The organism is Agromyces sp. NPDC058104, assembly GCF_042884835.1.
Classification (GTDB): domain Bacteria; phylum Actinomycetota; class Actinomycetes; order Actinomycetales; family Microbacteriaceae; genus Agromyces.
In genome coordinates, this window is record NZ_JBHVTD010000005.1 from 27,705 (window position 1) to 52,430 (window position 24,726).

The following is a 24,726-nucleotide window of genomic DNA, read 5'->3' on the forward strand; positions in this document are numbered from 1 at the left end:
GGAAGCATCATGGCAATTCGTCGAACGCTCGTCGCGCTCGTCGCCGCAGCGGGGCTCGTCCTCGCGGGGGCCGGCCCGGCGATCGCGGGCGGAAGCCCGCACTTCATCAAGAGCGCCACGACCGCGTCGGCCGACGGCGTCTCGCTCGTCGTGCACTTCAAGGAGGCCGGCCTCTCGTCGGGCTCGGTCGAGACCGTGGAGGCGACGGCCGATCTCGAGGCGCTCTACCAGTGCGTCAACGGCGGCGGCAACGTGCCGAGCGACCCGAAGAAGACCGTCTTCGACGAGAGCGTCTCGGCCAGCGGGGAGTTCACCGCGGGCAAGAACGGCAACCTCGTCGGCGACCTGACCCTGTCGGCGCCCGCCGCGGACGACGTGCTCGACTGCCCCGGCGGCCAGACCTCGACGCTCGTCTCCGTGGTCTGGACGAACGTGACCGTCGAGGATCACACGAGCGGCGCGTTCCTCGCGATCAAGGGCACCTTCACCGGTCCCTGACGCGCCCGGCGCGATCGGGGCCGCGCGGCAGCGCGAACCCGCTCAGGCGCGACGATGGTGGGGAGGTCCGGACGGACCTTCCCACCACCGCTGCGCAGGACGTCAGTCGTCGAGCACGAAGGTCACCTCGAGCGTCACCGACCAGGCGGTGATCCGTCCGTCGGCCGCTTCGACCTTCTGCTCCTTCACCCACGCGCCGCTCACATTGCGCAGCGTCTCCGACGCGCGGGCGACGCCGGCGGCGACGGCGTCGTCGAAGCTCGTCTCCGAACGGACGGTGATGGTGGTGACACGTGCGACGGAAGCCATGGTGTTCCTCCTCGAATCCGATGGTGCCTTCCCTCCATCATCCGCCTGCCCCTTCGGGAGCGCGAGTGGTTGACCGCAGGGTCGACGACGGGGAACATGCGTCGACCGGTGGGTGAATCCTTCGCGCGAAGAGGGGTTTCGGTGTGCCGGGAGGTGCATCGCGTCGCACGCTGGTGGCGTGAAGGTCGCCCTCCTCGCAGAATCGTTCCTCCCGCACATGAACGGCGTGACGCACTCGCTGCTGCAGGTGCTGCGCCATCTCGAACGACGGGGCCACGAGACCCTCGTCGTCGCCCCCCGCTCGGGCCCCGTCGACCGCACGCTCGCCGGCGGTGCGCGCACGATCCTCCTGCCGTCGGTGCCGTTGCCGAGCTACCCCGAGGTGCGCGTGACGCTCGCGGGTGCCGGGCGCATCGCCGGGATCCTGCGGACGCACGGGGCCGACGTCGTGCACCTCGCCTCGCCGTTCGTGCTGGGCTGGCGCGGCGTGCTCGCGGCGGAGGCGGCGGGCGTCCCGTCGGTCGCCGTCTATCAGACCGACGTGCCCGCCTATGCCGCTCGCTACGGGGTGCCGGCCGCCGAGCCCGCGCTGACCCGCCACCTCGCGAAGCTCCACCGCCGGGCGACGCTCACCCTCGCCCCTTCCAGCTCGGCGCGCGAACGCCTCGAGTCGCTCGGCGTCGAACGGCTCCGCACCTGGCGCCGCGGCATCGACACCGAGCGCTTCGCACCCTCGCGGCGCGACGAGTCGTGGCGGCGCGGCGTCGCGCCGCGCGGCGAGACGATCGTCGGCTACGTCGGCCGGCTCGCGGCCGAGAAGCAGGTCGACGACCTCGCCGCCCTCGCCGGGATGCCGGGCATCCGGCTCGTGGTGGTCGGCGACGGGCCCTCGCGGGGCACGCTGGAGCGCCGACTGCCCGGTGCGCTGTTCACCGGGTTCCTCGGCGGGGACGAACTGGCGACGGCGATGGCCGGCCTCGACGTGTTCGTGCACCCGGGGGAGCACGAGACCTTCTGCCAGACCGTCCAGGAGGCGCTCGCGAGCGGGGTGCCGGTGGTCGCGACGGGGCGCGGCGGCCCGCTCGACCTCGTCGAGCAGAGCCGCAACGGCTGGCTCTACCGGCCGGGGGACCTCCGCGAGATGCGGTCGAGAGTGCAGGATCTCGTCGGCGACGCCGCGAAGCGCCGCGCGTTCGCGGAGCGCGCCCGCGAATCGGTGCTCGGCCGCGGGTGGGACCGGCTCGGCGACGAGCTCATCGGGCACTACGAGGATGCCGCGGGCCTCCGCCCCGGCTCTCCCGGGCGTCGTCCGGCGCGACCGGCGGCACCGGCGCCCGTCGCCACCCGGCCCGCCGCGCCGTCGCCGGCCGTACCGCCCGTCGCGCCCCGGCCGCGTCGCTACGTCGCCGTCGGCGACTCGCTGACCGAGGGGCTCTGCGACACCTCGCGCACCGCCGACGGCTCGTATCGCGGCTGGGCCGACCGGCTCGCGATGCTGCTCGCGCTGGCCGCCCCTCAGGGCGCGCCGGTCGCGTACGCCAATCTCGCGGTGCGCAGCCGGAAGGTGCACGACGTCGTCGAGGAGCAGCTGCCGCGCGCGCTCGAGCTCGGCGCCGATCTCGTCTCGGTGCTCATCGGCGGCAACGACCTCGTCGGACGCCGGGTCGATCCCGAGGCGCTCGCGCACCGCTTGGGCGACGCCGTCGCTCGCGCGCGTGCGACCGGGTGCGAGGTGCTGGTCGTCACGCCCTTCCTGCCCGGGCGCCCCGAGGCGAGGCCGCTGGTCGCGCGGTTCGCCCGCTTCAACGCCGTGCTCGCCGGGGTCGCGGAGGAGCACGGCGCCCGGCTCGTCGACGTCGCCGCCGAGCCGGCGCTCACCGGACGGGATCGCTGGGCGGAGGATCGCGTGCACCTCAACTCGGCCGGTCACCGCGGACTCGCCTATGCCGCGGCGCTCGCGCTCGGCATCCCCGACGCAGGCGAACTCGGCGCGCTCGAACTCGCCCTGCACGACGACGCGGCGGACCCGGGGGAGCTCGGCGACCTCGCCTGGCTGCGCCGCCACGTCGTGCCCTGGGCGCTCAGGCGCCTGCGCGGTCGCACGGCCGGTGAGGGGATCGACGCGAAGCGGGACGCGCTCGAGCCGGTCGCACTGCCGTCCGCGCCCGCCGCCGGGCGGCCGCGCACCCTGCCGGTCGCCCGGAGCGCCGGCTGAGCTCAGCCGCTCTTGCGGCGGAACTCGCGCTTGTGGTCGGCGGGGCCGTGCGTGTGGCTCGCGGCACCGGAGCCGTCGAGGTGGGCTTCGCCCTCGCGTCGCTTCGACGCGTTGTTCTTGCGCTCGAGCGCCTCGCGGAACTTGCGCTTGGTCTCCTCGGAGGCGCTGGGTGTCGTCTGCTCGTCGGAAGTCATGTCTTCGAGTCTGGCACGGATGCCCCGGCACGCGCGCCGCGCCGACGCGTCACGCGCGGGACATCCGCAGTTCACGGCCCGAAAAGGGCCCCTCTGCTAGCATTGGGAGCGGTTGCCCGTGCATTCGCCCGGGCGATCACTGGAGCAGGCCGGCAGGAAGCTGGTCCCCTGTGGTGGATCACCAACTCGTCTTGGTGGACTTCTACTGGTGGCCAGCGTGAACGCAAGCTCTTGCGATTCGTAATGCCTGTTCCTGCTCCTTCGTACGAGTCGTGCCCACACGGGGTGCGACGGTAAACAAAGGAGAGGCCTCTTGGAAGGTCCTGAAATCACGTTCGCCGAGACCGTCATCGACAACGGCAAGTTCGGCACGCGTACCATCCGCTTCGAGACCGGCCGCCTCGCGCAGCAGGCGCAGGGCTCGGCGGTCGCCTACATCGACGAAGAGACCATGCTGCTCTCGGCGACCTCCGTCTCGAAGCAGCCGAAGGAGCACTTCGACTTCTTCCCGCTGACGATCGACGTCGAGGAGCGCATGTACGCCGCGGGTCGCATCCCCGGCTCGTTCTTCCGCCGCGAGGGCCGCCCCTCGACCGAGGCGATCCTCACCTGCCGTCTGATCGACCGCCCCCTGCGCCCCTCGTTCGTCGAGGGCCTCCGCAACGAGGTCCAGGTCGTCGTCACGGTGCTCGCCATCGAGCCCGACGAGCTCTACGACGTGCTCGCCATCAACGCCGCGTCGCTCTCCACCCAGCTGTCGGGCCTGCCGTTCTCCGGCCCCGTCGCCGGTGTCCGCGTCGCGCTCATCGACGGCCAGTGGGTCGCGTTCCCCAAGCACTCGCAGCTCGAGGACGCGGTGTTCAGCATGGTCGTCGCCGGTCGCGTGGTGACCGAGGCCGACGGCTCGCAGGACGTCGCGATCATGATGATCGAGGCCGAGGCGACCGACAACGCGTGGAACCTCATCCAGGGCGGCGCCGTCAAGCCGAACGAAGAGGTCATCGCGCAGGGCATCGAGTCGTCGAAGCCCTTCATCAAGCAGCTCGTCGAGGCGCAGCTCCAGGTCGCGAAGACGGCGGCGAAGCCCGTCGCCGACTACCCGACGTTCCCGCCGTACCAGGCCGAGGTCAAGGAGGCCGTCGCGGCCTTCGCCGCCGCCGAGCTCAAGGACGTCTACCAGATCGCCGGCAAGGTCGAGCGCCAGGACGCCGACGACGCGCTCAAGGCGCGCACGAAGGAGCACATCGCGGCGAAGGTCGAGGCGGGCGAGCTGCCCGAGTCGGCGAACGCCGAGGTGTCGGCCGCCTACAAGTCGGTCACCAAGAAGGTCATGCGCACGCGCGTCCTCGAGGAGGGCGTCCGTATCGACGGCCGCGGCCTCGCCGACATCCGTCCGCTCGACGCCGAGGTCCAGGTCGTGCCCCGCGTGCACGGTTCGGCGATCTTCCAGCGCGGCGAGACCCAGATCCTGGGCGTCACCACGCTGAACATGCTGAAGCTCGAGCAGCAGATCGACTCGCTGAGCCCGGTCACCAAGAAGCGCTACATGCACAACTACAACTTCCCGCCCTACTCGACGGGTGAGACGGGTCGTGTCGGTTCGCCCAAGCGCCGCGAGATCGGCCACGGCGCGCTCGCCGAGCGTGCGCTCGTGCCGGTGCTGCCCACGCGCGAGGAGTTCCCCTACGCCATCCGCCAGGTCTCCGAGGCGCTCGGCTCGAACGGCTCGACCTCGATGGGCTCGGTCTGCGCCTCGACCCTGTCGCTGCTGAACGCCGGTGTGCCGCTCCGCGCGCCCGTCGCGGGCATCGCCATGGGCCTCATCTCCGACACCGTCGACGGCGAGACCCGCTACGCGGCCCTCACCGACATCCTCGGTGCCGAGGACGCGCTCGGCGACATGGACTTCAAGGTCGCCGGCACCAGCGAGTTCGTCACCGCGATCCAGCTCGACACGAAGCTCGACGGCATCCCCGCCTCGGTGCTGGCCGGCGCGCTGACGCAGGCGAAGGACGCCCGCACGACGATCCTCGCCGTGCTGAACGCCGCGATCGACGCGCCCGACGAGATGGCGCCGACCGCGCCTCGCGTCATCAGCGTGCAGATCCCCGTCGACAAGATCGGCGAGCTGATCGGCCCCAAGGGCAAGACGATCAACGCCATCCAGGACGAGACCGGCGCCGACATCTCCATCGAGGAGGACGGCACCGTCTACATCGGCGCGACCGACGGCCCGTCGGCCGAGGCCGCCCGCGCCCAGGTCAACGCGATCGCCAACCCGACGAACCCCGAGGTCGGCGAGCAGTTCCTCGGCACCGTCGTGAAGATCGCCGCCTTCGGCGCGTTCATCTCGCTGCTGCCCGGCAAGGACGGCCTCCTCCACATCTCGGAGGTGCGCAAGCTCGCCGGCGGCAAGCGCGTCGAGAACGTCGAAGACGTGCTCGGCGTCGGTCAGAAGATCCTCGTCGAGATCACCAAGATCGACGACCGCGGCAAGCTCTCGCTCGCCCCGGTCCTGCAGGAGGACGCGGACTCCGAGGGTCGCGGTGCGACCGGCGAGCACGCCGAGGCTCCCGCCGAAGGCGCCGACGACTAGTCGTCGGCCTCGCTGCAGCAGACGGATGCCCCGCCCGAGTCACGCTCGGGCGGGGCATCCGTCGTTCGCGGCCCGTGCTGCTGCTGCAGGAGAATTGCACTGAGACCGGCTCAGGGGAGGGGATGAGGCCCGATCTCCTGCAGAAGCAGCGGGTCAGAGCAGGCGGGTGTTCGCGCGGCCGAGCAGCGCGTCGCGCTCGGCGAGGGCCTGCCGCGCCGCGGCGCGCGCCTCGAGCCGGCTGAGCTGGCGCTCGCGGTCGTTGCGTCGGCCGGCGAGGCGCAGGCCCCAGGCGGCGAGGCCGAGCCCGCCGCGCACGGCGAGGGCGGCGAGGGGGCCGGCGCCGGGGGAGAGCGGTGTGAGCGTCGCGTTGGTCATGATCGCTCCTTTCGGGGAGTGTCGTTCGTCGTGTCGTTGTCGTCGGTGACCTGCCCGCGCACGAGCGGGAAGGCGTTGAGATGGATCTGGACCGGGCGCGATCCCGGCGTCGGGGTGTGCTTGTAGAGCTCGCCGTACTTCAGGAAGACGACGTCGATCTCGGCGACGAGCGCGGCGAGCTGCTCGGGCGTGAGCCGGAGGTTGATGGTGTCGCTCGTCGCGACGTCGAGCCACTCAGGCCCGAACACCTGGTCGCCCTCCCGCAGGAAGTCGCGGGCGTTCTGCTCGCGTGCCCGGAACCACTCGTCCTCCACGAGCTTCGCCGCGAGGCGCTCGGCGCTGCCGGCGGGCAATGAGCGCGCATCGGGAACGGCGACCGAGCCGGGCACCCGCTCCCACCAGCGCTCTCGCCCGGTGCCGCGTTCGGCGTTCTCGCGAATGAGGCCGGAGCGCTCGAGCTGCCGCAGGTGATAGCTCATCGAGCCGCTCGACTCGCCGAGCCGCTCGCCGAGCCCGCTCGCGGTGAGCGGGCCGTAGGCCGACAGCTCGTCGTAGATGCGCACCCGCAGCGGGTGGGCGAGCGACTTCAGCGCGCTCGTCGAGAGCACGTGGTCGATGCCGGGGTGGCGGGTGCTGCTCGGCTGGTCGGCGAGGTTCTCTGGCGTCTCGGTCATGTTGCAAAGATAGCGTTGCAAAGAGTTCTTTGCAAGCGTTTGTTTGCAACGAGTTCTTTGCAACCCTCGCTGCCGGTCTTCAGCGCTCGAGCAGCGGCCCCAATCGGTAGGGGATGAGCTCGCCCATCGCGAGCGAGGTCTCGGTGCGCTCGACGCCGTCGATCGCGAGGATCTCGCCGTCGATGCGGAACAGGTCGTGCGCGTCGCGGCAGACCACCCGCACCAGCAGGTCGATCGAGCCCGAGAGGCCGTGCGCCTGGATCACCTCGGGGATCGCGGCGATCTCGTCGACGACCTCGCCGAGGAGCTTCTGCCGCACGTGCACGGCGATGAACGCCTCGATCGGGTAGCCGAGCGGTGCGGGGTCGATGCTGCGCTCGAACGACAGGAAGGCCCCGGACGACTCGAGGCGGGCCATTCTCGCCTGCACCGTGTTGCGCGAGAGCCCGAGTCGGTCGGCGAGCGCGACGACCGTCGCCCGCGGGTCGGGGGAGAGGGCTGCGAGCAGGGCTCGGTCGACGGCGTCGTAACCGGTCATATCGCCACACGATAGCACTGCCCGCACGGGTGCGACTTGGCAACATGCTCAACGGCGACGAGCTTGCTTGAGCTGTGTGACCGATCGACGTACGCTCGCGGTATCCGGCAGAGTCGCCGGTGCGGGCTGCCCACGAAGCGGGCCCGCCGAGAGCGAGGATCGACGATGACCCCATCCGACCGAGACGCCACTGGCCTCCTGACGCGCCCCGACGCGTTCGTGCAACTGATCACGCCGTCGGGCGAGCGGGTGCGCGACGCCCAGTACGACCCGTGGGTCGCCGACGTCGACCTCGACGTGCTCGGCCGCCTGTACCGCGACATGGTCGTGGTGCGCCGCATCGACACCGAGGCCACCGCGCTGCAGCGCCAGGGCGAGCTCGGCCTGTGGCCGCCGCTCGCCGGCCAGGAGGCAGCCCAGATCGGTTCGGCCCACGCGCTGCGCGACGACGACTTCGTGTTCTCGAGCTACCGCGAGCACGCCCTCGCCTGGCACCGCAAGGTCGCCCCGGCCGAGCTGCTGAGCGTCTGGCGCGGCACCGCGGCCTCGGGGTGGAACCCCTACGAGCACAACATGGCCGTGCCGCAGATCATCATCGGCGCACAGGCGCTGCACGCCACGGGCTACGCGATGGGCCTGCGCTGGGAGGGATCCGATGCCGCCGCGATCGCGTACTTCGGCGACGGCGCGACGAGCGAGGGCGATGTGAACGAGGCGCTCGTGTTCGCCTCGAGCTTCGACGCGCCCGTCGTGTTCTTCTGCCAGAACAACCAGTGGGCCATCTCCGAGCCGGTGGGACTCCAGTCCAAGCAGCCGATCGCCCGCCGCGCCGACGGCTTCGGCATGCCCGGCCTCCGCGTCGACGGCAACGACGTGCTCGCCGTGCTCGCGGCCACCCGCTTCGCCCTCGATCGCGCCCGCCGGGGCGAGGGCCCGAGCTTCATCGAGGCCGTCACCTACCGGATGGGCCCGCACACGACCGCCGACGACCCGAAGCGGTACCGCGGCGACGCCGAGCTCGCCGAGTGGCGCGAGCGCGACCCGATCGCGCGTTTGCTCGCGTACCTCGACGGCTCCGGCGTCGACATCGCGGGCCTCGAGCGCGAGGCGACCGCTGAGGCCGACCGCGTCGCGGCCGAGCTCCGCGCCGCCATCACGACGCTCGGCGACCCCGAGCCGCTCAGCGTGTTCGACCACGTCTACGCCGAGCCGAACAGCCACCTCGAGCGCCAGCGCGCGAACTACGCGCGCTACCTCGCGATGTTCGAGGAGCCGGGCGACCCCCAGGCATCCGGCCGTGCCGAAGGAGGCGTGCGATGACCCAGCTGACGCTCGCGAAGGCCCTGAACGCCGGACTCCGTCGCGCCCTCGCCGACGACGACAAGGTCGTGCTCATGGGCGAGGACATCGGCACCCTCGGCGGTGTGTTCCGCGTGACCGACGGGCTCAAGGCCGAGTTCGGCGGGTACCGCGTCGTCGACTCGCCGCTCTCGGAGGCGGGCCTCATCGGCACCGCCGTCGGGCTCGCGTACCGCGGCTTCCGGCCGGTCGTCGAGATCCAGTTCGACGGATTCATCTACCCGGGCTTCGACCAGATCGTCGCTCAGGTCGCGAAGCTGCACTACCGCTCGCGCGGCAGCGTGAAGATGCCGATCACGATCCGCGTGCCGTTCGGCGGCGGCATCGGCGCGGCCGAGCACCACTCGGAGTCGCCCGAGGCGTACTTCGCGCACACCGCGGGCCTGCGCGTGGTGGCCTGCTCGAACCCCGCCGACGCCTATGTGATGCTGCGCCAGGCGATCGCGAGCGACGACCCCGTGCTGTTCTTCGAACCCAAGCGCCGCTACCACGTGAAGGGCGAGGTCGACGAGGCCGCGAGCCTCGCCGACGCGCCGCCGATGGGCGTCGCCACGACGCTCGCGCGAGGGAACGACGTCACGCTCGTCACCTACGGCGCGCTCGTGCAGACGGCGCGGGATGCCGCGACCGCGGCCGCCGAGGAGGGCATCTCCCTCGAGGTGATCGACCTGCGTTCGCTCGCGCCGATCGACTACGCGCCGATCGAGGCTTCGGTGCGCCGCACCGGCCGCCTGGTGATCGCGCACGAGGCCGGCCAGCAGGGCGGCATGGGCGCCGAGATCGCCGCGTCGATCACCGAACGCTGCTTCGAGTTCCTCGAGGCGGCGCCCGTGCGGGTCACCGGGCACGACATCCCGTACCCGCCCGCGAAGCTCGAGCGCCACCACCTTCCCGACCTCGACCGCATCCTCGACGGGGTCGATCGCGCGCTCGGCCGGCCGAACTCGCTGAGCGAGGTGGAGGCGTGAGCACGATGATCCGCGACTTCCCGCTGCCCGACCTCGGCGAGGGCCTCACCGAATCCGAGATCGTCGCCTGGCGCGTCGCCGTGGGCGACCGCGTCGAGCTCAACCAGATCGTGGCCGACATCGAGACCGCGAAGGCGGTCGTCGAACTGCCCTCGCCGTTCGCAGGGGTCATCACCGCGCTGCACGCCGCGGAGGGCGAGACGATCGACGTCGGCGCACCGCTGTTCTCGTGCGACACCGGCGAGCCCGCGGGCGAGGCGGATGCCGCGGCACCCGTCGCGGCGCCGACGCCCTCGGCCGCGGCGGGGGCCGATGGAGCGGGCGCGGCGGACGAGGCCGCGCCGGCCGACGCCCGAGAGGCCGCTCCCGGTCCGAACCTCGTGGGCTACGGCGCACGCGATGAAGGCGGGCCGAAGCGCCGCACGCGACGCGAGGCGGCGCTCGCCGCCGAGCTGGTGCCCGAGGTGCCGGCCGCGTCGATCGCCGAGGCGGCGCCGACGGTCCTGGAACCCGCTGTCGGCACCGAGCGCCCGCGCTCGACGCCGCCGGTGCGCAAGCTCGCACGCGACCTCGGTCTCGAGCTCGAGGCCATCGCGGGCACCGGCCCGCGCGGCCTGATCACGCGCGACGACGTCGAGCGGGCGGCGGCCGCGACCGGCGCCGCCGCGCCCGGGGCCGCCGCTGACGACGCCGGCGCGCAGCCGCTCGCGACGGCCGCGGCCCGCCCCGCCGAGACCCGCATCCCGATCAAGGGCGTGCGCAAGCACACGGCGGCCGCGATGGTGCGCAGCGCCTTCACCGCACCGCACGTCACCGAGTTCCTGACGATCGACGTCACCGAGACGATGGAGCTCGTGCGGGGGCTGCGCGAGGATCGCACGTTCGCCGCCCACCGCGTGACGCCGCTCGCCGTCGTCGCGAAGGCGCTCTGCATCGCCGCGCGACGCACGCCCGAGGTGAACGCCCGGTGGGACGAGGACGCGCAGGAGATCGTGCAGTACGCCGGGGTGAACCTCGGCATCGCCGCGGCGACCGAGCGCGGACTCGTCGTGCCGAACATCCCCGGCGCCGACGGGTTGACCCTGCTCGAGCTCGCCGACGCGATCACCGCGCTCGCCGAGACCGCGCGGTCGGGCCGCACGAGTCCCGCGTCGCTCACCGGCGGCACGATCTCGATCACGAACATCGGCGTCTTCGGCATCGACGCGGGCACGCCGATCCTGAACCCCGGGGAGGCGGCCATCCTCGCGATGGGGGCGGTGCGCCGCCAGCCCTGGGAGCACCGCGGCGAGATCGCCCTCCGCGAGGTCATGACGCTGAGCCTCTCGTTCGACCACCGCCTGGTCGACGGCCAGCAGGGCTCGCAGTTCCTCGCCGACGTCGGCGTGATCCTCCGCGAACCGGGCCGCGCGCTGACCATGGTGTGAGGCCCGCGTGCCGCATTCAGGACGAACCCGGCGACACGCCGCGACCCGTACGACCGGTGCGGCGTGTCGGCGCGGATCTCCTGAATCCGGCGCGCAGCGGGTCCGCCCGCTCAGTGGCGGCGCGCTCGCCGCGCGAGGATGATGGCGGTATGAACGACGCGCGGCGCATCCTCACCCCGGCAGAGACCGCCGACGAGCTGGCGGGCACGGCCTTCGTGCACACCGGCGACCGACTCGACGGCGCCTATCGCACCGACGACTTCGCGAGCGCCGTCGAGCTCCTCGACGAGGTCGCGCTCGTCGCCGACGCGCTCGACCACCACCCCGACGTGCGGCTCGGCTGGGGGCGCATCGCCTTCGAGCTGAGCTCGCACGACGTCGGCGGCGTCACGTCCCGCGACCTCGAGCTCGCCCGGCGCATCGACGCGCTCGCCGACGGGCAGGGCGCGCGCACCGGCAACTGACCGCACCTCGAACGGGCTGCGCCCGGCGGTCGTGCCCGGTCGCACCCCGGCGGCGGGGGCGGCCCGGGCGGGCGCCGTCGCGCGGCACAGGCGCGCCGGTCGCGCCGTGCGGCTCGCGAGGAGGCATCCGCCCCCGCTCGTGCCCGTCAGGGCGCCGGTCAGCCGAGGCGGTACACCCGCTCCTCGATCTCCGCCTCGCGGGCGTTCGCGTAGCCGTGCTCGGTGCCGACCTGCTCGAAGCCGAGCTTCTCGAGCACGGCGATCGACGCGGCGTTGTCGGCGGCGACCCGGGCGCGCACGGGGCGCTCGCCGAGGGCGTCGAGGAAGAGGTGCATGGCCCGCGTCGCGATGCCGCGGCCCCAGTGCGCGCGATCGATCCAGTACGTGATCTCGGGGGCGCCCTCGTCGAACCAGCGGGCGACGCTGCCCACGATCTCGCCGTCGGCGCGCACCGTGCGGGTGTCGATGCCGGGGTCGTCGAGCAGCCGGCGCCAATGGGCGTCGAACGTCGCACGGTCGCTCGGGTCGGGCGGGGTGAAGGCCGCCATGCGGACCGCGACCGGGTCCTGCTCGATCAGGAACAGTGCATCGAGATCGCCGTCGCGGGTCGCGCGCAGCGTCACGACATGAGGCTCGCCCATGCCATCTCCTCCAGGATGCCGCGGACGGTGCCGTCGGCAGGTCGGCGCCCGGGGATGCGGGCGCTGTGCGGAGTGGAGTTCAGGAGACCGAAGGCGGCGTGTGCCCTGACCCTGAGCTCCGCCTCGGCCCGATCGGGCCGGAGTCGGGAGAGCACGTCGACCCAGTGTTCGACGTAGCGGCGCTGGAGGAGGCGCACGTCGTGGCGGGCGCCCGCGTCGAGCTGTTCGAGTTCGCGATCCTGCACGAGGATGACGTCGGCGTCGCCGAGCGCGAAGTCGACGTGGTGCGCGATGAGCGCGTGCAGCGAGCGCTCGGGGTCGGATGCCTCGTCGAGCACCCGTTCGGCGCCGTCGAGGAGGGCGCGGCTCGCGCCCTCGAGGATCGCGGCGAGCACGGCGGCCTTGCCGGGGAAGTGGCGATAGACGGCCGGACCCGAGACGCCGACGGCGGTGCCGAGGTCTTCGATCGTGACGCCCGCGTAGCCGCGCTCGGCGAAGAGGGTCGCGGCGGCGGCGAGGATGGCGGCGCGGCGGTCGGCCTTCTGGCGGCCGCGCTCGGTGAGCACGGCGGTCGGCACGGCGGTCGACGCGCCGTCGGGCACGGGGGCTGGGCTGCTTGCCATCTCGGTTAACGCTCGCTAACATCGGGAATCGAGTTAGTGCACACTAACCGAAACCAGGTGCCCGCGGCAAGGGGGCGCGCCGTCGACGACGACGGACCGAGCGAGACGAGCTGAGCGCATGGGCATCCTGCACACGCAGATCGACGTCGACGGCGACACGGGCCGGGCGAACGCGGCGGCGCACGCCGAACTGGCGGAGGAGCTGCGGGCGCGGCTCGCTGCCGCCGCGCAGGGCGGGCCCGAGACATCCAGGGCGCGTCACGTGGCACGCGGCAAGCTGCTGCCCCGCGACCGCGTCGCCCGTCTGCTCGACGAGGGCAGCCCGTTCCTCGAGATCGCGCCGCTCGCCGCCGACGGCCTCTACGGCGACGACTCGCCCGGCGCCGGCATCATCACGGGCATCGGCCTCGTGCACGGCCGGCCCGTCATGGTCGTCTGCAACGACGCGACCGTCAAGGGCGGCACCTACTACCCGATGACGGTGAAGAAGCACCTCCGTGCGCAGGAGGTCGCCCGCGAGCACCGGCTGCCGTGCGTCTACCTCGTCGACTCGGGCGGCGCGTTCCTGCCCCTGCAGGACGAGGTGTTCCCCGACCGCGAGCACTTCGGCCGCATCTTCTACAATCAGGCCCAGCTCTCGTCGATGCGCATCCCGCAGCTCGCGGCCGTGCTCGGCTCGTGCACCGCGGGCGGCGCCTACGTGCCGGCGATGAGCGACGAGACGGTGATCGTGCGCGATCAGGGCACGATCTTCCTCGGCGGCCCACCCCTCGTGAAGGCCGCGATCGGCGAGGTCGTCACTCCCGAAGAGCTCGGCGGCGGCGAGCTGCACGCGCGAACCTCGGGGGTCGTCGACCACCTCGCCGAGGACGACGAGCACGCCCTCGAGCTCGTGCGCGACATGGTCGCGACCCTGCCCGAGCAGGCGCCCCGCGCCTGGGCGGTGCGCGAGCCGCGCGAGCCGGCGGTCGACCCCGCGGGGCTCACCGCCGCGGTCCCCGTCGACGTGCAGCAGCCGTACGACGTGCGCGAGGTCATCGCACGGCTCGTCGACGCCAGCGAGTTCGCCGAGTTCAAGCCCGAGTACGGCGACACCCTCGTCACGGGGTTCGCCCACGTCGACGGGCACCCGGTGGGCATCGTCGCGAACAACGGAGTGCTGTTCAGCGAGTCGGCCATGAAGGGCGCGCACTTCATCGAGCTCTGCGACCAGCGGGGCATCCCGCTGCTGTTCCTGCAGAACATCTCGGGCTTCATGGTCGGCCGCGACGCCGAGGCGGGCGGCATCGCGAAGCACGGCGCGAAGATGGTCACCGCCGTCGCGACGACGCGCGTGCCGAAGCTCACGGTCGTCATCGGCGGCTCGTTCGGCGCCGGCAACTACTCGATGTGCGGGCGGGCGTACTCGCCGCGCTTCCTCTGGATGTGGCCGAACGCCCGCATCTCGGTGATGGGCGGCGAACAGGCCGCGTCGGTGCTCGCGACGGTCAAGCGCGACCAGCTCGCGGTCGCCGGCGAGCGCTGGCCCGACGACGCCGAGCAGGCCTTCAAGGAGCCGATCCGCGCGCAGTACGACGAGCAGGGCAGCCCGTACCACTCGACCGCGCGGCTGTGGGACGACGGCATCATCGCCCCCGAGGACACCCGCACCGTGCTCGGGCTCGCGCTCGAGCTCGCGAGCCGCACGCCGCTGCCCGAGCCCAGGTTCGGCCTCTTCCGGATGTAGCGGTGCCGCCGCGCGGTCTCGCGGCCAGGGGGTCTCAGCGACCGGATGCCTCGGCGGCGACCTCGATCGCGTCGATGATCTCGCGCACGCCGCCGCGCCACGGTGCGCCGTGGCCGGGGATCACCCAGCCCGCCTCGAGGCCCTCGAGGCGGTGCAGCGAGGCGAGCGCCTCGGCCGGGTCGTCGGTGAACGGCGCGGGCTGCGGCCCGTCGGCGCCCGTCAGCACGTGGCGGGTCGTCAGCGCATCGCCGACGAAGACGGCGTCGACCGCCGGCACGTGCACGGCGACGCTGCCGGGGGAGTGGCCCGGCATGCCGACGATGCGCGGCGAGCCGGGCAGGTCGAGCACCTCGCCGTCGCGGAAGGTCTCGACCTCGGTGAGGTGGGCGGTGCGCAGGCCGCCCTTGCGCGCGGCGTACCAGAGGAACTTCGCGGTCGCGCCGAGCCTCATGCGCCCCCACTCGGGCTTCGTCGACGCCTCGCCTCGGGCTCGTGCCGCGTCGGCCTCGTGCACGTGTACCGGGACGCCGTGGTCGCGGCGGAGGCGCTCGGCGAAGCCGATGTGGTCGGTGTCGCCGTGCGTGAGCACCACGCCGCGGACGTCGTCGAGGCTGCGGCCCATCGCCGTGAGCTCGGCGAGCAGCTCGTTCCACTGGCCCGCCAGGCCCGCGTCGATGAGCGTGACGCCCTCGGGGGTGTCGACGAGGTGGACGGCGACGAGGTCGTTGCCGATGCGGTGGAGGGAGGGCGCGAGCTGCATCTCGGGATCCTTGCGTTGCGGGTGGATGATGATGGCTATGCTACATAGCCATCATGGCTATGCGCAATAGCCTAGAGTGGAATCCTCGAAGGGAGCCCCTGATGCCGACACCCGAACGCACCTCGCTCGACGCGATCCTCGCCGCGGGTCGCGAGATCCTCGAAGCCGACGGGCTCGGCGGGCTCACCATGCAGGCGGTCGCCGATCGCGTCGGCGTGCGGGCGCCCTCGCTCTACAAGCGCGTGCGCAACCGCGGCGAACTCGTGCGCTCGATCGCGGCCGCCACGGTCGCCGAGCTCGGCGCCCGGCTCGAGGCGCCGGGGGAGCCGGATGAATCGGTCGAACCGGGGGAGCGCGGCGCGCCGGGCGAGGCCGGTGGGCCGGGCGCTGCGGCCGGCGACCCCGGTGCGGCGCTGGCCGGGCTCGCCCGTCTCGCCGGAATCATGCGCGCATTCGCCCACGAGCGCCCGGCGGCCTACCGGTTGCTCTTCGCCTCGGGCGAGGAGTCGGGTCTCGAGGTCGAGCAGCTCCGTGCGGCGAGCGCGCCGCTGCTCGCGGTCGCCGCCGAGCTCGCCGGGCCCGAGCACGCCCTCGACGCCGCCCGCACGCTCACGGCCTGGGTCACGGGCTTCATCAGCATGGAGCTCGCGGGCGCGTTCCGCCTGGGCGGCGACGTCGACCGGGCCTTCGAGTACGGCGTCGCGCATCTCGGCTCGGCGCTCGCGTCGTCGGCGCGCTGACCCGCTCGTCCGCTTGCGGTTTCAGTTAACGAGCACTAACATCGAATCCAGTTAGTGCGCGTTAACTGTCTGCGTGCACCTCGAGCGCAGGGAGGCGCGGATGGGCACGGGCGACGGCGTCATCGGAACTCGACCGCAGCGCCCCTTCGACCGCGTGCTCGTCGCGAACCGCGGCGAGATCGCCGTGCGCGTCATCCGCACCCTGCGCCGACTCGGCATCCGCTCCATCGCGGTCTTCGCCGACGCCGACGCCGACGCGCCGCACGTGCGCCTCGCCGACGAGGCCGTGCGCATCGGCCCGGCCCCTGCCGCAGAGAGCTACCTCGACCCGGCGCGCATCGTCGCCGCGGCCCGCGAGAGCGGCGCCCAGGCGATCCACCCCGGCTACGGCTTCCTCTCGGAGCACGCGGGGTTCGCCGCCGCCTGCCGCGACGCCGGCATCGTCTTCGTCGGGCCCGGGGTCGAGGCGCTCGACGTCATGGGCGACAAGATCCGGGCGAAGCGGCACGTCGAGGCATCCGGGGTGCCGACCGTTCCCGGCATCGCCGACCCGACGCTCGACGACGCCGCGCTCGCCGCGGCCGGCGAGTCGATCGGCTACCCCCTGCTCGTGAAGCCGAGCGCCGGCGGCGGCGGCAAGGGCATGCAGATCGCCCGCGACGCTCGTGAGCTCGCCACGGCCATCCCCGCCGCGCGCCGCGTCGCGCTCGCCGCCTTCGGCGACGACACGCTGCTGCTCGAGCGGCTCATCGAGCGCCCCCGTCACATCGAGGTGCAGGTGCTCGCCGACGAGTACGGCGAGGTCGTCCACCTCGGCGAACGCGAGTGCTCGCTGCAGCGGCGGCACCAGAAGGTCATCGAGGAGGCGCCGTCGCCCCTGCTCGACGACGCCACCCGTGCGCGCATCGGGCGGTCGGCCTGCGATGCGGCGCGCAGCGTCGACTACCGCGGGGCCGGCACGGTCGAGTTCCTCGTCTCCGACGCGGCGCCCGAGGAGTTCTTCTTCATCGAGATGAACACCCGGCTCCAGGTCGAGCACCCCGTGACCGAGCTCGTGACCGGCATCGACCTCGTCGAGCAGCAGCTGCGCATCGCCGCGGGCCAGCCGCTCGCGATCCACCAGGAGGACGTGCGGCTCGCCGGCCACGCGATCGAGGCGCGGGTCTACGCCGAGAGCCCCGAACGCGGCTTCCTCCCGTCGACGGGCGAGCTGCTCGTGTGGCGCGCGCCCGAGGGCGAGGGCGTCCGGGTCGACGGGGGCATCCGTTCGGGGCAGCGCATCACCGCCGACTACGACCCGATGATCGCGAAGGTGATCGCCCGCGGCGCCGACCGCGCGGAGGCGCTCGCGCGACTCGACGCCGCACTCGCCGAGACGGTCGTGCTCGGCGTCGACACGAACCTCGCCTTCCTGCGCCGGCTGCTCGCGGAGCCCGCCGTGCAGCGTGGCGATCTCGACACCGGGCTCATCGACCGGATGCCCGAGCCCGAGTCCGACGAGGTGCCCGCCCGCGTGCTCGCCGCCGCGGCGGCGGTGCGCGACGAGGCCGCCGTCGACGACGCCCGGGCCACGGGCGGCCACGCGTGGCAGACGGCTCGAGGCTGGGCCGCCGGGCGGCGAACCGCGCCGGGCGTCGCCGACGACGCACGCGCCGACGCCGAGGTCGTCGCGACCGACGCCGACGGCGCGCTCTGGCTGCACGGCCCCCTCGGCACCTGGCGCGTGCCCGCGGTCGACCGGCGCGCCGACCTCCGCGCCCGGCTCGCGATGATCGAGCGCGGCGGCCTCGCGGACCCCGAGCTGCGCGCGCCGATGCCCGGCACCGTGACCGCGGTGCTCGTCGCCGACGGCGACCGCGTCGAGCCGGGCGACGCCGTCGTCGCGATCGAGGCCATGAAGATGGAGCACCGCGTCACGGCACCCGTCGGCGGCGTCGTGCGGCTCGCCGTCGCGATGGGCGCCCAGGTGTCGCGCGACCAGCCCGTCGCCCGTGTCGAGCCCGACCACGAGGCATCCGGCCCCGAATCGCCGGCCGACCAGACCCCCGCATCATCGGGCGCGCCTCACGAGGGCGCGCACCCGACCGCACCCCACCAGGAATGAGGAGCACGACCGTGAGCACCGAGCTGAGCGCCGAGGAACAGCAGCTGTACGACATGGTCTGCGAGTTCGCCGACACCGTCGTCGCACCGCAGTCCTACGAGGCCGACCGCACCCACACGCTCTCGATGGACGTCGTGGCCCAGATGGGCGAGCTCGGGCTCTTCGGCCTGCCCTTCCCCGAGGAGGTCGGCGGCCAGGGCGGCGACTACCTCGCGCTGTGCCTCGCGATCGAGGCCCTCGCCCGCGTCGACCAGTCGATCGCGATCACGCTCGAAGCCGCCGTGGGACTCGGGGCGATGCCCGTCTTCCGCCACGGCACCGACGAGCAGAAGGCCGAACTCCTGCCCGACCTCGTCGCGGGCCGCGCGCTCGCCGGCTTCGGGCTGACCGAGCCCGAGGCGGGCTCCGACGCCGGCGCCACCCGCACGACGGCCGTGCTCGACGGCGACGAATGGGTGATCAACGGCTCGAAGCAGTTCATCACCAACTCGGGCACGCCGATCACGAGCTTCGTCACCGTCACGGCCGTGACCGGTGAGCGCACCCGCTCCGACGGGAGCGTCTCGAAGGAGCTGTCGACGATCATCGTCCCGAACGGCACGCCCGGCTTCACGGTCGCGCCCGGCTACGACAAGGCGGGCTGGCGCGCGAGCGACACCCATCCGCTCACCTTCGACGACGTCCGCGTGCCCGCGGCGAACCTGCTCGGCGAGCGGGGTCGCGGCTTCGCGAACTTCCTGCAGGCGCTCGACGAGGGCCGCATCGCGATCGCCGCGCTCGCGACCGGCGCCGCGCAGGGCTGCCTCGACGAGTCGATCGCCTACGCGAAGACCCGCAACGTCTTCGGCGTGCCGATCGCGTCGCACCAGTACATCGCCTTCACGATCGCGCAGATGCAGGCCCGCGTGCACACCGCGCGCCTCGCCTGGCACGACGCGGCACGTCGCGCCGACGCCGGCCTGCCGTTCAAGAAGGAGGCGGCGATCGCCAAGCTCGTCGCGAGCGACGCCGCCATGGCGAACTCGCGCGACGCGACCCAGATCTTCGGCGGCATGGGCTTCATGAACGAGACCCTCGTCGCCCGGCACTACCGCGACTCGAAGATCCTCGAGATCGGCGAGGGCACGAACGAGGTGCAGCTCATGGTCATCGCGCGCGAGCTGGGGCTCGCGGGGTAGCGTTCGAGAGGGATGCCACGGGGTGCGCCCCGCGGCGGGAGGGAGCTGCTGATGGCCGGCGAGTCGACCGGGCTGCCCGAGGTGCATCGCGAGGTGATGCAGCGCGGGCTCTGGTTCGAGGAGTTCGAACCGGGCACGAGGTACCTGCACCGACCGGGTCGCACCGTGACCGAGGCCGACAACGTGCTGTTCACGACCCTGACGATGAACACGCAGTCGCTGCATCTCGACGCCGCCTGGGCCGAGACGCAGCCCTTCGGCGAGCGGCTGATGAACTCGATGTTCACGCTCGCGACGATCGTCGGCGCGTCGGTCGCCCAGCTCACGCAGGGCACGATCGTGGCGAACCTCGGCTTCACCGAGGTCGCGTTCCCCGCCCCGCTCTACCACGGCGACACGCTCTACAGCGAGACCGTGGTGGTCCAGGCGCGCGAGTCGGCCTCCCGGCCGGGGCAGGGCGTCGTCACGCTCCAGCACGTGGGCCGCAACCAGCACGGCGTCGAGGTCGCCCGTGCCCGCCGCTCGGTGCTCATGTGGATGCGGGAGGCGGGGGAGCGGCAGGCGACGGCGTCGGTGCAGGCGACCGGACGGGGGCACGCCGGGCGGGGCGCCGCGCGCCGCTCGGCCGACGAGGAGGAGTGATGTCGGCGCACCCGGTCTTCAGGTTCGGCCCCGCGATCCTCTTCTGCCCGGCCGATCGGCCCGAGCGGTACGCGAAGGCGCTCGATCGCGCCGACGCGGTGATCCTCGACCTCGAGGACGCGGTCGCGCCGGCGTCGAAGCGAGCCGCCAGGCTCGCGCTCATCTCCACGTCGCTCGACCCCGAGCGCGTGATCGTGCGGGTCAACCCCGCGGGGACCGACGACTTCGCCGACGATCTCGCCGCGCTCGCCGCGACCGAGTACCGCACGGTCATGCTCGCCAAGTGCGAGGGCACCGCCGACCTCGTCGACCTCGCCGAGTTCGAGGTGATCGCGCTCTGCGAGACCGCGAAGGGCGTGCTCGCGGCACCCGGGATCGCGGCGATCCCGAACGTGTCGGCGCTCATGTGGGGCGCCGAGGACCTGGTCGCCTCGCTCGGCGGATCGTCGAGCAGGGCGGCCGACGGGTCGTACCGCGACGTCGCCCGGCACGCGCGCTCGCGCGTGCTGCTCGCGGCCGGCGCCCACGGCGTGGCCGCGATCGACGCGGTGCACCTCGACATCGCCGACGTCGACGGGCTCCGCGACGAGGCCGAGGACGCGGCCGCCGTCGGGTTCGCCGCGACCGCATGCATCCACCCCGCGCAGGCCGAGGTCGTCCGCGACGCGTACCGGCCGAGCGCAGAACGACTCGAATGGGCGCGGGCCGTGCTCGACGCGGCGCGGGACGAGCGGGGCGTGTTCGCGTTCCGGGGGGCGATGGTCGATGCGCCGCTGCTCGCCCAGGCCGAGGGGGTGCTGCGCCGCGCATGAGGGATCGCCCACACCTCGTGAGGGCCCCCGATGAGGGCACGGATCCGAGTCGTCATCAAACGATTCGATAACGGTTCACCCGTTGTTGCCCCGTCGGCGCGGGAAACGGGGGACGACCTGCGTATCCTCAAAGCCAATCCTGGGGAGGAGGGGACGCGTGGCGAGACGACACAGCTACCGGCCGGGTTCGGCGAGCGTTGCGGGGGCAGCGGTCGCCGAGATGGAGTTCGGCGAGGTCGCGGGCGAGGCCGATGCCGGGGCATCCGGTGCCGTCATGAGCGGCGACGCCGCTCGTTCGCGGGTCGAGACGATCGCATCGAATCCGTTGTCGGGCCCGATCACGGTGCCCGCCCGCGTCGCGATCGGCGACACCGGTCTCACGGCGCATCCGGTCGTGCTGGGAGCCAGCACCTTCGGGTGGACGCTCGGCGCCGAGCAGGCGTTCGCGGTGCTCGATCGCTTCGTCGCCGTCGGCGGCTCGCTCATCGACACCGCCGACAGCTACGCCGCCGGGCGCAGCGAGTCGATCCTCGGCATGTGGATGGACTCGCGCGGCACCCGCGACCGGGTCCGCATCATGACGAAGGTCGGCCGCCACCCCGAAGCCGCCGGGCTCGCTCCCGAGCAGATCAACGCCGCAGTCGAGGCCTCGCTCATGCGCCTCGGCGTCGAGCGACTCGACCTCGTGCACTTCCACGGCGAGGATCCCGACGTGCCCCTGGAGGAGAGCCTCGGCGCGATCGACGCCCTCATCACCGCGGGCAAGGTCGGCGCGATCGGCGCGTCCGACTTCGGGCCCGAGCGCCTCATCGAGGCCCGGGTGCTCGCCGCCAACGGACTGCCCCGCTTCCAGGCGTTCACCACGCGCTACAACCTCATGGAGCGGCGACCGTTCGAGGGGGCCCCCGAGCTCGTCGCGCACGCGCAGGGCCTCGCGGTGCTGCCGTACTTCGCACTCGCCAACGGGTTCCTCGGCGGTCAGGTGCGCCGTCGTGCCGACGTGAGGCACGACGCACGCGGAGCGCGACAGGCGCGCCATCTCGGGCGTCGCGGGCACCGGGTGCTCGCCGCCCTCGACGCGGTGGCCTTCGCACGCGGCGTGCAGCCCGCGACGATCGCCCTCGCCTGGCTGCTCGCCAAGCCCACCGTGGCCGCGCCCGTCGCGAGCGCGACGAGGCCCGAACAGGTCGACGCGCTGCTCGCAGCGGCCGCGGTCGAGCTGACCCGCTCGGAGCTCGTCGAGCTCGATCGCGCCTCGGCCTGAGCCGACCCCGCATTCGACGGGGGAGTGGCATAGGCTGTTCAGGATGAACGGCGCCGTCGACCTCCCCCTCGGCCAGGCCGAGCTCTCCTTCGAGGCGACGGGCGGCTCGCGCGTGCGGCGTTCGGTGCTCCCCTCGGGGGTGCGCGTGCTCAGCGAGCAGGTTCCGGGCAGCCGCAGCGCCACGATCGGCTTCTGGGTCGCCGTCGGTTCGCGCGACGAGCAGCATGCGGATGCCTCGGGGCCCGCGAGCCTCGGATCGACCCACTTCCTCGAGCACCTCCTGTTCAAGGGCACCCCGAGCCGTACCGCGCTCGACATCGCGATCTCCTTCGACGCCGTCGGCGGCGAGCACAACGCGCTCACGGCGAAGGAGTACACCTGCTACTACGCCAAGGTGCAAGACCGGGACCTCCCCATGGCGGTCTCGGTGCTCGCCGACATGTTCACCTCGTCGCTCCTCGACCCCGACGAGTTCGAGACCGAGCGCGGCGTCATCCTCGAGGAGCTCTCGATGGCGGGCGACGACCCCGCCGACGTCGCGAACGAGCGCTTCTTCGAGGCGGTGCTCGGCGCCCATCCGCTCGGCCGCCCGATCGGCGGCAACACCGGCACCATCCAGGCCGCCACCCGCGGCGCGGTCGCCGAGCACTACCGGGCCAACTACCGCCCGCAAGACCTCGTGGTGAGCGTCGCCGGCGCCGTCGACCACGACCAGCTCATCGTCGAGCTGAACCGTGCCCTCACCGCCGGCGGCTGGCGCCTCGACGAGCCGGGTGAGCCCGTCGCGCGGCGCGCGACCCTGCCGGCGGTCCTCGCGCCGGGACAGCCGATCACCGTCGTCGAGCGCCCGACCGAGCAGGTGAACCTGCTGCTCGGCACGCCCGCGCTCGTCGCGACCGACGAGCGCCGGGTCACCATGAGCGTGCTCAACGCCATCTTCGGCTCGGGCATGTCGTCGCGGCTCTTCCAGCAGGTCCGCGAGCGGCGCGGACTCGCGTACTCCGTGTACTCCTTCGCGCCGGCGTACTCCGACGCGGGGCTCTTCGGCATGTATGCGGGGTGCTCGCCCGCCAAGGCCGGCACCGTCGCCGAGCTGATGCGCGAGGAGCTCGACCGCCTCGCCCGCGACGGCGTGACGGCCGACGAGCTGGCGCGGGCCGGAGGCCAGCTCGCGGGCGCCTCGGCGCTCGCGCTCGAAGACTCGGACACCCGCATGTCGCGGCTCGGGCGCTCCGAGCTCACCCTCGGCGAATTCGTCGATCTCGACGAGGCGCTCCGGCGCGTCGCACGCGTCACCGTCGACGACGTGCAGGCGCTCGCGAGCGACCTCGCCGCCCAGCCGTTCTCGCTCGTCGCCGTCGGCGCGATCGACGAATCGGCGTTCACCGGCGTAGCCGACCAGCTCGCGCCGAGCACCGACGTCGCCTGAGCGACGCGACCCCCTACAGGAGCAGAGCCCGTGGCCCATCACCTCTACCTCGTGCGACATGGCGAGCAGATCGACGCCGAACACGGCCTTCCCGACGGGCCGCTCTCGCCCCGCGGTCGCCGTCAGGCCGAACTCCTCGCCGAGCGCCTCGGCGGCATCCCCTTCGATCACGCCTGGCATTCACCGCTGCAGCGCGCGACCGAGACGGCCGAGATCATCGCGGCGAAGATGCCGGCGCTCGACCCCGAGCCCTCGGCGCTGCTGTTCGACTGCATCCCGTCGGGCCCGGCCCCCGAGACGCCCAAGGTCTACGACCCGTTCTTCGGCTCGGTCACCGAGGAGGAGATCGAGGCCGGCAGCGCGCAGATGGCCGACGCCGTCGCCGAGTTCCTGCGCTCGCACCGCGAGGACCGCCACGAGCTCCTCATCACGCACAACTTCGTCATCGGCTGGTTCGTGCGCGAGGTGCTCGGCGCTCCCGACTGGCGCTGGGTCTCGATCAACCAGGCGAACTGCGGGCTGACGGTGCTCACCCAGAAGCCCGGCCGCCCATGGAGCCTCGTCACGCACAACGACCTGGCGCACCTGCCGCCCGAGCTGCGCACCGGGTTGCCCGAACCGTACGTGATCTGACGCGACCCGCTGACCCGGGAGCGACGGGGCGGGCGGAGCGCGGCCCGGCTCAGACCCGCTTGCCGAACCAGTCGGTCGCGTTCGGGTTGGCGTTGTACGGCTCGATGCGGGAGTACCCCGCCGAGCGGTAGAGCCCGCCCGCCGCCTCGAGGTTCGCGTTCGTGTCGAGCACGAGCTCCTGCGCCCCGTACTCGACCGCGCGCCGCTCGAGCTCCTCGAGCAGGCGGCGGCCCTCGCCGCGACCGCGTGCGGCCGGGGCGAGCCAGAGGTGCTTCACCTCGAAGCGCACCTCGTAGGTCTCGGGCCGGCGCTGGATGCGCCGCACCCCGCCGCAGCCGACGAGTTCGCCGCCTCGCTCGTCGTCGGCCACGACGAGGAAGACGCCCGCGGGCGGGGTGAACTGCGCAGCATCCGGGAAGGTCGGGCGGTACTCGCCCTGCTCGGCCGGGAAGCCGAGCGCCCGCTCGGCGAAGTAGGCCTCGAGGAGGGCGTGGGCGTCGGGGTCGGTGACGGCGGCGTCGCGGAATCGCAGCATGCCTCGAGCATATTGGCCGCTT

At 72.9% G+C, this 24,726-nt stretch carries 25 protein-coding genes; 16 read left to right on the forward strand and 9 right to left on the reverse strand.

The window, feature by feature from the left end; genetic code table 11:
- Nucleotides 1-9: 9 nt before the first annotated feature.
- Nucleotides 10-498, forward strand: a complete 489-nt coding sequence (locus tag ACFVTH_RS18745) for a hypothetical protein (protein WP_387094324.1) — start codon at nt 10-12, stop codon at nt 496-498.
- A gap of 102 nt (nt 499-600) precedes the next feature.
- Here ACFVTH_RS18745 and ACFVTH_RS18750 read toward each other — a convergent pair whose 3' ends face one another.
- Complete coding sequence (locus ACFVTH_RS18750; protein WP_387094327.1) at nt 601-807, reverse strand: dodecin family protein; 207 nt, start codon at nt 805-807, stop codon at nt 601-603.
- A 178-nt stretch (nt 808-985) separates the two neighbouring features.
- On the opposite strand from ACFVTH_RS18750, the gene ACFVTH_RS18755 reads away from it, so the two are divergent.
- Nucleotides 986-3,022, forward strand: a complete 2,037-nt coding sequence (locus tag ACFVTH_RS18755) for a GDSL-type esterase/lipase family protein (RefSeq protein ID WP_387094329.1) — start codon at nt 986-988, stop codon at nt 3,020-3,022.
- A gap of 2 nt (nt 3,023-3,024) precedes the next feature.
- Here ACFVTH_RS18755 and ACFVTH_RS18760 read toward each other — a convergent pair whose 3' ends face one another.
- Nucleotides 3,025-3,216 carry a DUF5302 domain-containing protein gene (locus ACFVTH_RS18760; RefSeq protein WP_386942072.1) on the reverse strand — a complete coding sequence of 64 codons (192 nt, stop codon included), beginning with the start codon at nt 3,214-3,216 and terminating at the stop codon, nt 3,025-3,027.
- A 313-nt stretch (nt 3,217-3,529) separates the two neighbouring features.
- On the opposite strand from ACFVTH_RS18760, the gene ACFVTH_RS18765 reads away from it, so the two are divergent.
- Nucleotides 3,530-5,812, forward strand: coding sequence for a polyribonucleotide nucleotidyltransferase (locus ACFVTH_RS18765; protein ID WP_387094332.1), 2,283 nt, complete (start codon nt 3,530-3,532; stop codon nt 5,810-5,812).
- A gap of 153 nt (nt 5,813-5,965) precedes the next feature.
- Here ACFVTH_RS18765 and ACFVTH_RS18770 read toward each other — a convergent pair whose 3' ends face one another.
- From ACFVTH_RS18770 to ACFVTH_RS18780, 3 genes are all read right to left on the reverse strand, one after another.
- Nucleotides 5,966-6,187 (reverse strand): hypothetical protein, encoded by a 222-nt coding sequence (locus tag ACFVTH_RS18770; RefSeq protein WP_387094335.1) that lies wholly within the window; start codon nt 6,185-6,187, stop codon nt 5,966-5,968.
- A complete protein-coding gene (locus ACFVTH_RS18775) occupies nt 6,184-6,861 on the reverse strand; it encodes an ArsR/SmtB family transcription factor (protein WP_387094337.1) in 678 nt (225 codons plus the stop codon). Before ACFVTH_RS18775 ends, ACFVTH_RS18770 begins: the two co-directional genes overlap by 4 nt.
- A 79-nt stretch (nt 6,862-6,940) precedes the next feature.
- Nucleotides 6,941-7,399, reverse strand: coding sequence for an Lrp/AsnC family transcriptional regulator (locus ACFVTH_RS18780; RefSeq protein WP_386942076.1), 459 nt, complete (start codon nt 7,397-7,399; stop codon nt 6,941-6,943).
- Nucleotides 7,400-7,564: 165 nt separating this feature from the next.
- On the opposite strand from ACFVTH_RS18780, the gene pdhA reads away from it, so the two are divergent.
- The 4 genes from pdhA (at nt 7,565) to ACFVTH_RS18800 (ending at nt 11,617) form a co-directional block, all read left to right on the forward strand.
- Nucleotides 7,565-8,719, forward strand: a complete 1,155-nt coding sequence (gene pdhA, locus ACFVTH_RS18785; RefSeq protein ID WP_387094340.1) for a pyruvate dehydrogenase (acetyl-transferring) E1 component subunit alpha — start codon at nt 7,565-7,567, stop codon at nt 8,717-8,719.
- Nucleotides 8,716-9,726, forward strand: coding sequence for an alpha-ketoacid dehydrogenase subunit beta (locus tag ACFVTH_RS18790; protein WP_387094343.1), 1,011 nt, complete (start codon nt 8,716-8,718; stop codon nt 9,724-9,726). The genes pdhA and ACFVTH_RS18790 overlap by 4 nt, the downstream gene beginning before the upstream one ends.
- Nucleotides 9,727-9,731: 5 nt before the next feature.
- Nucleotides 9,732-11,153, forward strand: coding sequence for a dihydrolipoamide acetyltransferase family protein (locus ACFVTH_RS18795; protein ID WP_387094529.1), 1,422 nt, complete (start codon nt 9,732-9,734; stop codon nt 11,151-11,153).
- Between the two features lie 149 nt (nt 11,154-11,302).
- Nucleotides 11,303-11,617, forward strand: coding sequence for a 4a-hydroxytetrahydrobiopterin dehydratase (locus ACFVTH_RS18800; RefSeq protein WP_387094346.1), 315 nt, complete (start codon nt 11,303-11,305; stop codon nt 11,615-11,617).
- 158 nt (nt 11,618-11,775) lie between these two features.
- Here the strand turns inward: ACFVTH_RS18800 and ACFVTH_RS18805 are convergent, their stop codons facing one another.
- Together ACFVTH_RS18805 and ACFVTH_RS18810 are read right to left on the reverse strand one after the other, a co-directional pair.
- Nucleotides 11,776-12,258, reverse strand: coding sequence for a GNAT family N-acetyltransferase (locus ACFVTH_RS18805; protein ID WP_387094349.1), 483 nt, complete (start codon nt 12,256-12,258; stop codon nt 11,776-11,778).
- Entirely contained in the window at nt 12,237-12,881 is a 645-nt protein-coding gene (locus tag ACFVTH_RS18810) for a TetR/AcrR family transcriptional regulator (RefSeq protein ID WP_387094351.1), read from the reverse strand. Before ACFVTH_RS18810 ends, ACFVTH_RS18805 begins: the two co-directional genes overlap by 22 nt.
- Before the next feature lie 118 nt (nt 12,882-12,999).
- Between ACFVTH_RS18810 and ACFVTH_RS18815 the strand changes: the two genes are divergently transcribed.
- Nucleotides 13,000-14,607, forward strand: coding sequence for a carboxyl transferase domain-containing protein (locus tag ACFVTH_RS18815; RefSeq protein WP_387094354.1), 1,608 nt, complete (start codon nt 13,000-13,002; stop codon nt 14,605-14,607).
- Between the two features lie 34 nt (nt 14,608-14,641).
- On the opposite strand, the gene ACFVTH_RS18820 is transcribed toward ACFVTH_RS18815, so the two are convergent.
- A complete protein-coding gene (locus ACFVTH_RS18820) occupies nt 14,642-15,367 on the reverse strand; it encodes an MBL fold metallo-hydrolase (protein WP_387094356.1) in 726 nt (241 codons plus the stop codon).
- A gap of 101 nt (nt 15,368-15,468) precedes the next feature.
- Here ACFVTH_RS18820 and ACFVTH_RS18825 point away from each other — a divergent pair, with 101 nt between their 5' ends.
- The 8 genes from ACFVTH_RS18825 (at nt 15,469) to ACFVTH_RS18860 (ending at nt 24,169) form a co-directional block, all read left to right on the forward strand.
- Nucleotides 15,469-16,107, forward strand: a complete 639-nt coding sequence (locus ACFVTH_RS18825; RefSeq protein WP_387094358.1) for a TetR/AcrR family transcriptional regulator — start codon at nt 15,469-15,471, stop codon at nt 16,105-16,107.
- 100 nt (nt 16,108-16,207) lie between these two features.
- Complete coding sequence (locus ACFVTH_RS18830) at nt 16,208-18,211, forward strand: acetyl/propionyl/methylcrotonyl-CoA carboxylase subunit alpha (protein WP_387094361.1); 2,004 nt, start codon at nt 16,208-16,210, stop codon at nt 18,209-18,211.
- A gap of 11 nt (nt 18,212-18,222) precedes the next feature.
- Nucleotides 18,223-19,389, forward strand: coding sequence for an acyl-CoA dehydrogenase family protein (locus ACFVTH_RS18835; RefSeq protein WP_387094364.1), 1,167 nt, complete (start codon nt 18,223-18,225; stop codon nt 19,387-19,389).
- Between the two features lie 51 nt (nt 19,390-19,440).
- Nucleotides 19,441-20,031, forward strand: a complete 591-nt coding sequence (locus ACFVTH_RS18840; RefSeq protein ID WP_387094368.1) for a MaoC family dehydratase — start codon at nt 19,441-19,443, stop codon at nt 20,029-20,031.
- Nucleotides 20,031-20,843, forward strand: a complete 813-nt coding sequence (locus tag ACFVTH_RS18845; protein ID WP_387094371.1) for an HpcH/HpaI aldolase/citrate lyase family protein — start codon at nt 20,031-20,033, stop codon at nt 20,841-20,843. Before ACFVTH_RS18840 ends, ACFVTH_RS18845 begins: the two co-directional genes overlap by 1 nt.
- Before the next feature lie 157 nt (nt 20,844-21,000).
- Complete coding sequence (locus ACFVTH_RS18850; RefSeq protein ID WP_387094374.1) at nt 21,001-22,107, forward strand: aldo/keto reductase; 1,107 nt, start codon at nt 21,001-21,003, stop codon at nt 22,105-22,107.
- 43 nt (nt 22,108-22,150) lie between these two features.
- Nucleotides 22,151-23,536 (forward strand): M16 family metallopeptidase, encoded by a 1,386-nt coding sequence (locus tag ACFVTH_RS18855; RefSeq protein WP_387094377.1) that lies wholly within the window; start codon nt 22,151-22,153, stop codon nt 23,534-23,536.
- A gap of 30 nt (nt 23,537-23,566) precedes the next feature.
- Nucleotides 23,567-24,169, forward strand: a complete 603-nt coding sequence (locus ACFVTH_RS18860) for a histidine phosphatase family protein (RefSeq protein ID WP_386942091.1) — start codon at nt 23,567-23,569, stop codon at nt 24,167-24,169.
- A gap of 49 nt (nt 24,170-24,218) precedes the next feature.
- On the opposite strand, the gene ACFVTH_RS18865 is transcribed toward ACFVTH_RS18860, so the two are convergent.
- Nucleotides 24,219-24,704 carry a GNAT family N-acetyltransferase gene (locus ACFVTH_RS18865; protein ID WP_387094380.1) on the reverse strand — a complete coding sequence of 162 codons (486 nt, stop codon included), beginning with the start codon at nt 24,702-24,704 and terminating at the stop codon, nt 24,219-24,221.
- Nucleotides 24,705-24,726: the final 22 nt, after the last annotated feature.

Excerpts from the sequence above, each read along its gene's own strand:
- ACFVTH_RS18745 (WP_387094324.1), top strand. The coding sequence starts at position 10 with ATGGCAATTCGTCGAACGCTCGTCGCGCTCGTCGCCGCAGCGGGGCTC.
- ACFVTH_RS18750 (WP_387094327.1), bottom strand. The coding sequence starts at position 807 with ATGGCTTCCGTCGCACGTGTCACCACCATCACCGTCCGTTCGGAGACG.
- ACFVTH_RS18760 (WP_386942072.1), bottom strand. The coding sequence starts at position 3,216 with ATGACTTCCGACGAGCAGACGACACCCAGCGCCTCCGAGGAGACCAAG.
- ACFVTH_RS18770 (WP_387094335.1), bottom strand. The coding sequence starts at position 6,187 with ATGACCAACGCGACGCTCACACCGCTCTCCCCCGGCGCCGGCCCCCTC.
- ACFVTH_RS18775 (WP_387094337.1), bottom strand. The coding sequence starts at position 6,861 with ATGACCGAGACGCCAGAGAACCTCGCCGACCAGCCGAGCAGCACCCGC.
- ACFVTH_RS18780 (WP_386942076.1), bottom strand. The coding sequence starts at position 7,399 with ATGACCGGTTACGACGCCGTCGACCGAGCCCTGCTCGCAGCCCTCTCC.
- pdhA (WP_387094340.1), top strand. The coding sequence starts at position 7,565 with ATGACCCCATCCGACCGAGACGCCACTGGCCTCCTGACGCGCCCCGAC.
- ACFVTH_RS18790 (WP_387094343.1), top strand. The coding sequence starts at position 8,716 with ATGACCCAGCTGACGCTCGCGAAGGCCCTGAACGCCGGACTCCGTCGC.
- ACFVTH_RS18795 (WP_387094529.1), top strand. The coding sequence starts at position 9,732 with ATGATCCGCGACTTCCCGCTGCCCGACCTCGGCGAGGGCCTCACCGAA.
- ACFVTH_RS18800 (WP_387094346.1), top strand. The coding sequence starts at position 11,303 with ATGAACGACGCGCGGCGCATCCTCACCCCGGCAGAGACCGCCGACGAG.
- ACFVTH_RS18805 (WP_387094349.1), bottom strand. The coding sequence starts at position 12,258 with ATGGGCGAGCCTCATGTCGTGACGCTGCGCGCGACCCGCGACGGCGAT.
- ACFVTH_RS18810 (WP_387094351.1), bottom strand. The coding sequence starts at position 12,881 with ATGGCAAGCAGCCCAGCCCCCGTGCCCGACGGCGCGTCGACCGCCGTG.
- ACFVTH_RS18815 (WP_387094354.1), top strand. The coding sequence starts at position 13,000 with ATGGGCATCCTGCACACGCAGATCGACGTCGACGGCGACACGGGCCGG.
- ACFVTH_RS18820 (WP_387094356.1), bottom strand. The coding sequence starts at position 15,367 with ATGCAGCTCGCGCCCTCCCTCCACCGCATCGGCAACGACCTCGTCGCC.
- ACFVTH_RS18825 (WP_387094358.1), top strand. The coding sequence starts at position 15,469 with ATGCCGACACCCGAACGCACCTCGCTCGACGCGATCCTCGCCGCGGGT.
- ACFVTH_RS18830 (WP_387094361.1), top strand. The coding sequence starts at position 16,208 with ATGGGCACGGGCGACGGCGTCATCGGAACTCGACCGCAGCGCCCCTTC.
- ACFVTH_RS18840 (WP_387094368.1), top strand. The coding sequence starts at position 19,441 with ATGGCCGGCGAGTCGACCGGGCTGCCCGAGGTGCATCGCGAGGTGATG.
- ACFVTH_RS18845 (WP_387094371.1), top strand. The coding sequence starts at position 20,031 with ATGTCGGCGCACCCGGTCTTCAGGTTCGGCCCCGCGATCCTCTTCTGC.
- ACFVTH_RS18855 (WP_387094377.1), top strand. The coding sequence starts at position 22,151 with ATGAACGGCGCCGTCGACCTCCCCCTCGGCCAGGCCGAGCTCTCCTTC.
- ACFVTH_RS18865 (WP_387094380.1), bottom strand. The coding sequence starts at position 24,704 with ATGCTGCGATTCCGCGACGCCGCCGTCACCGACCCCGACGCCCACGCC.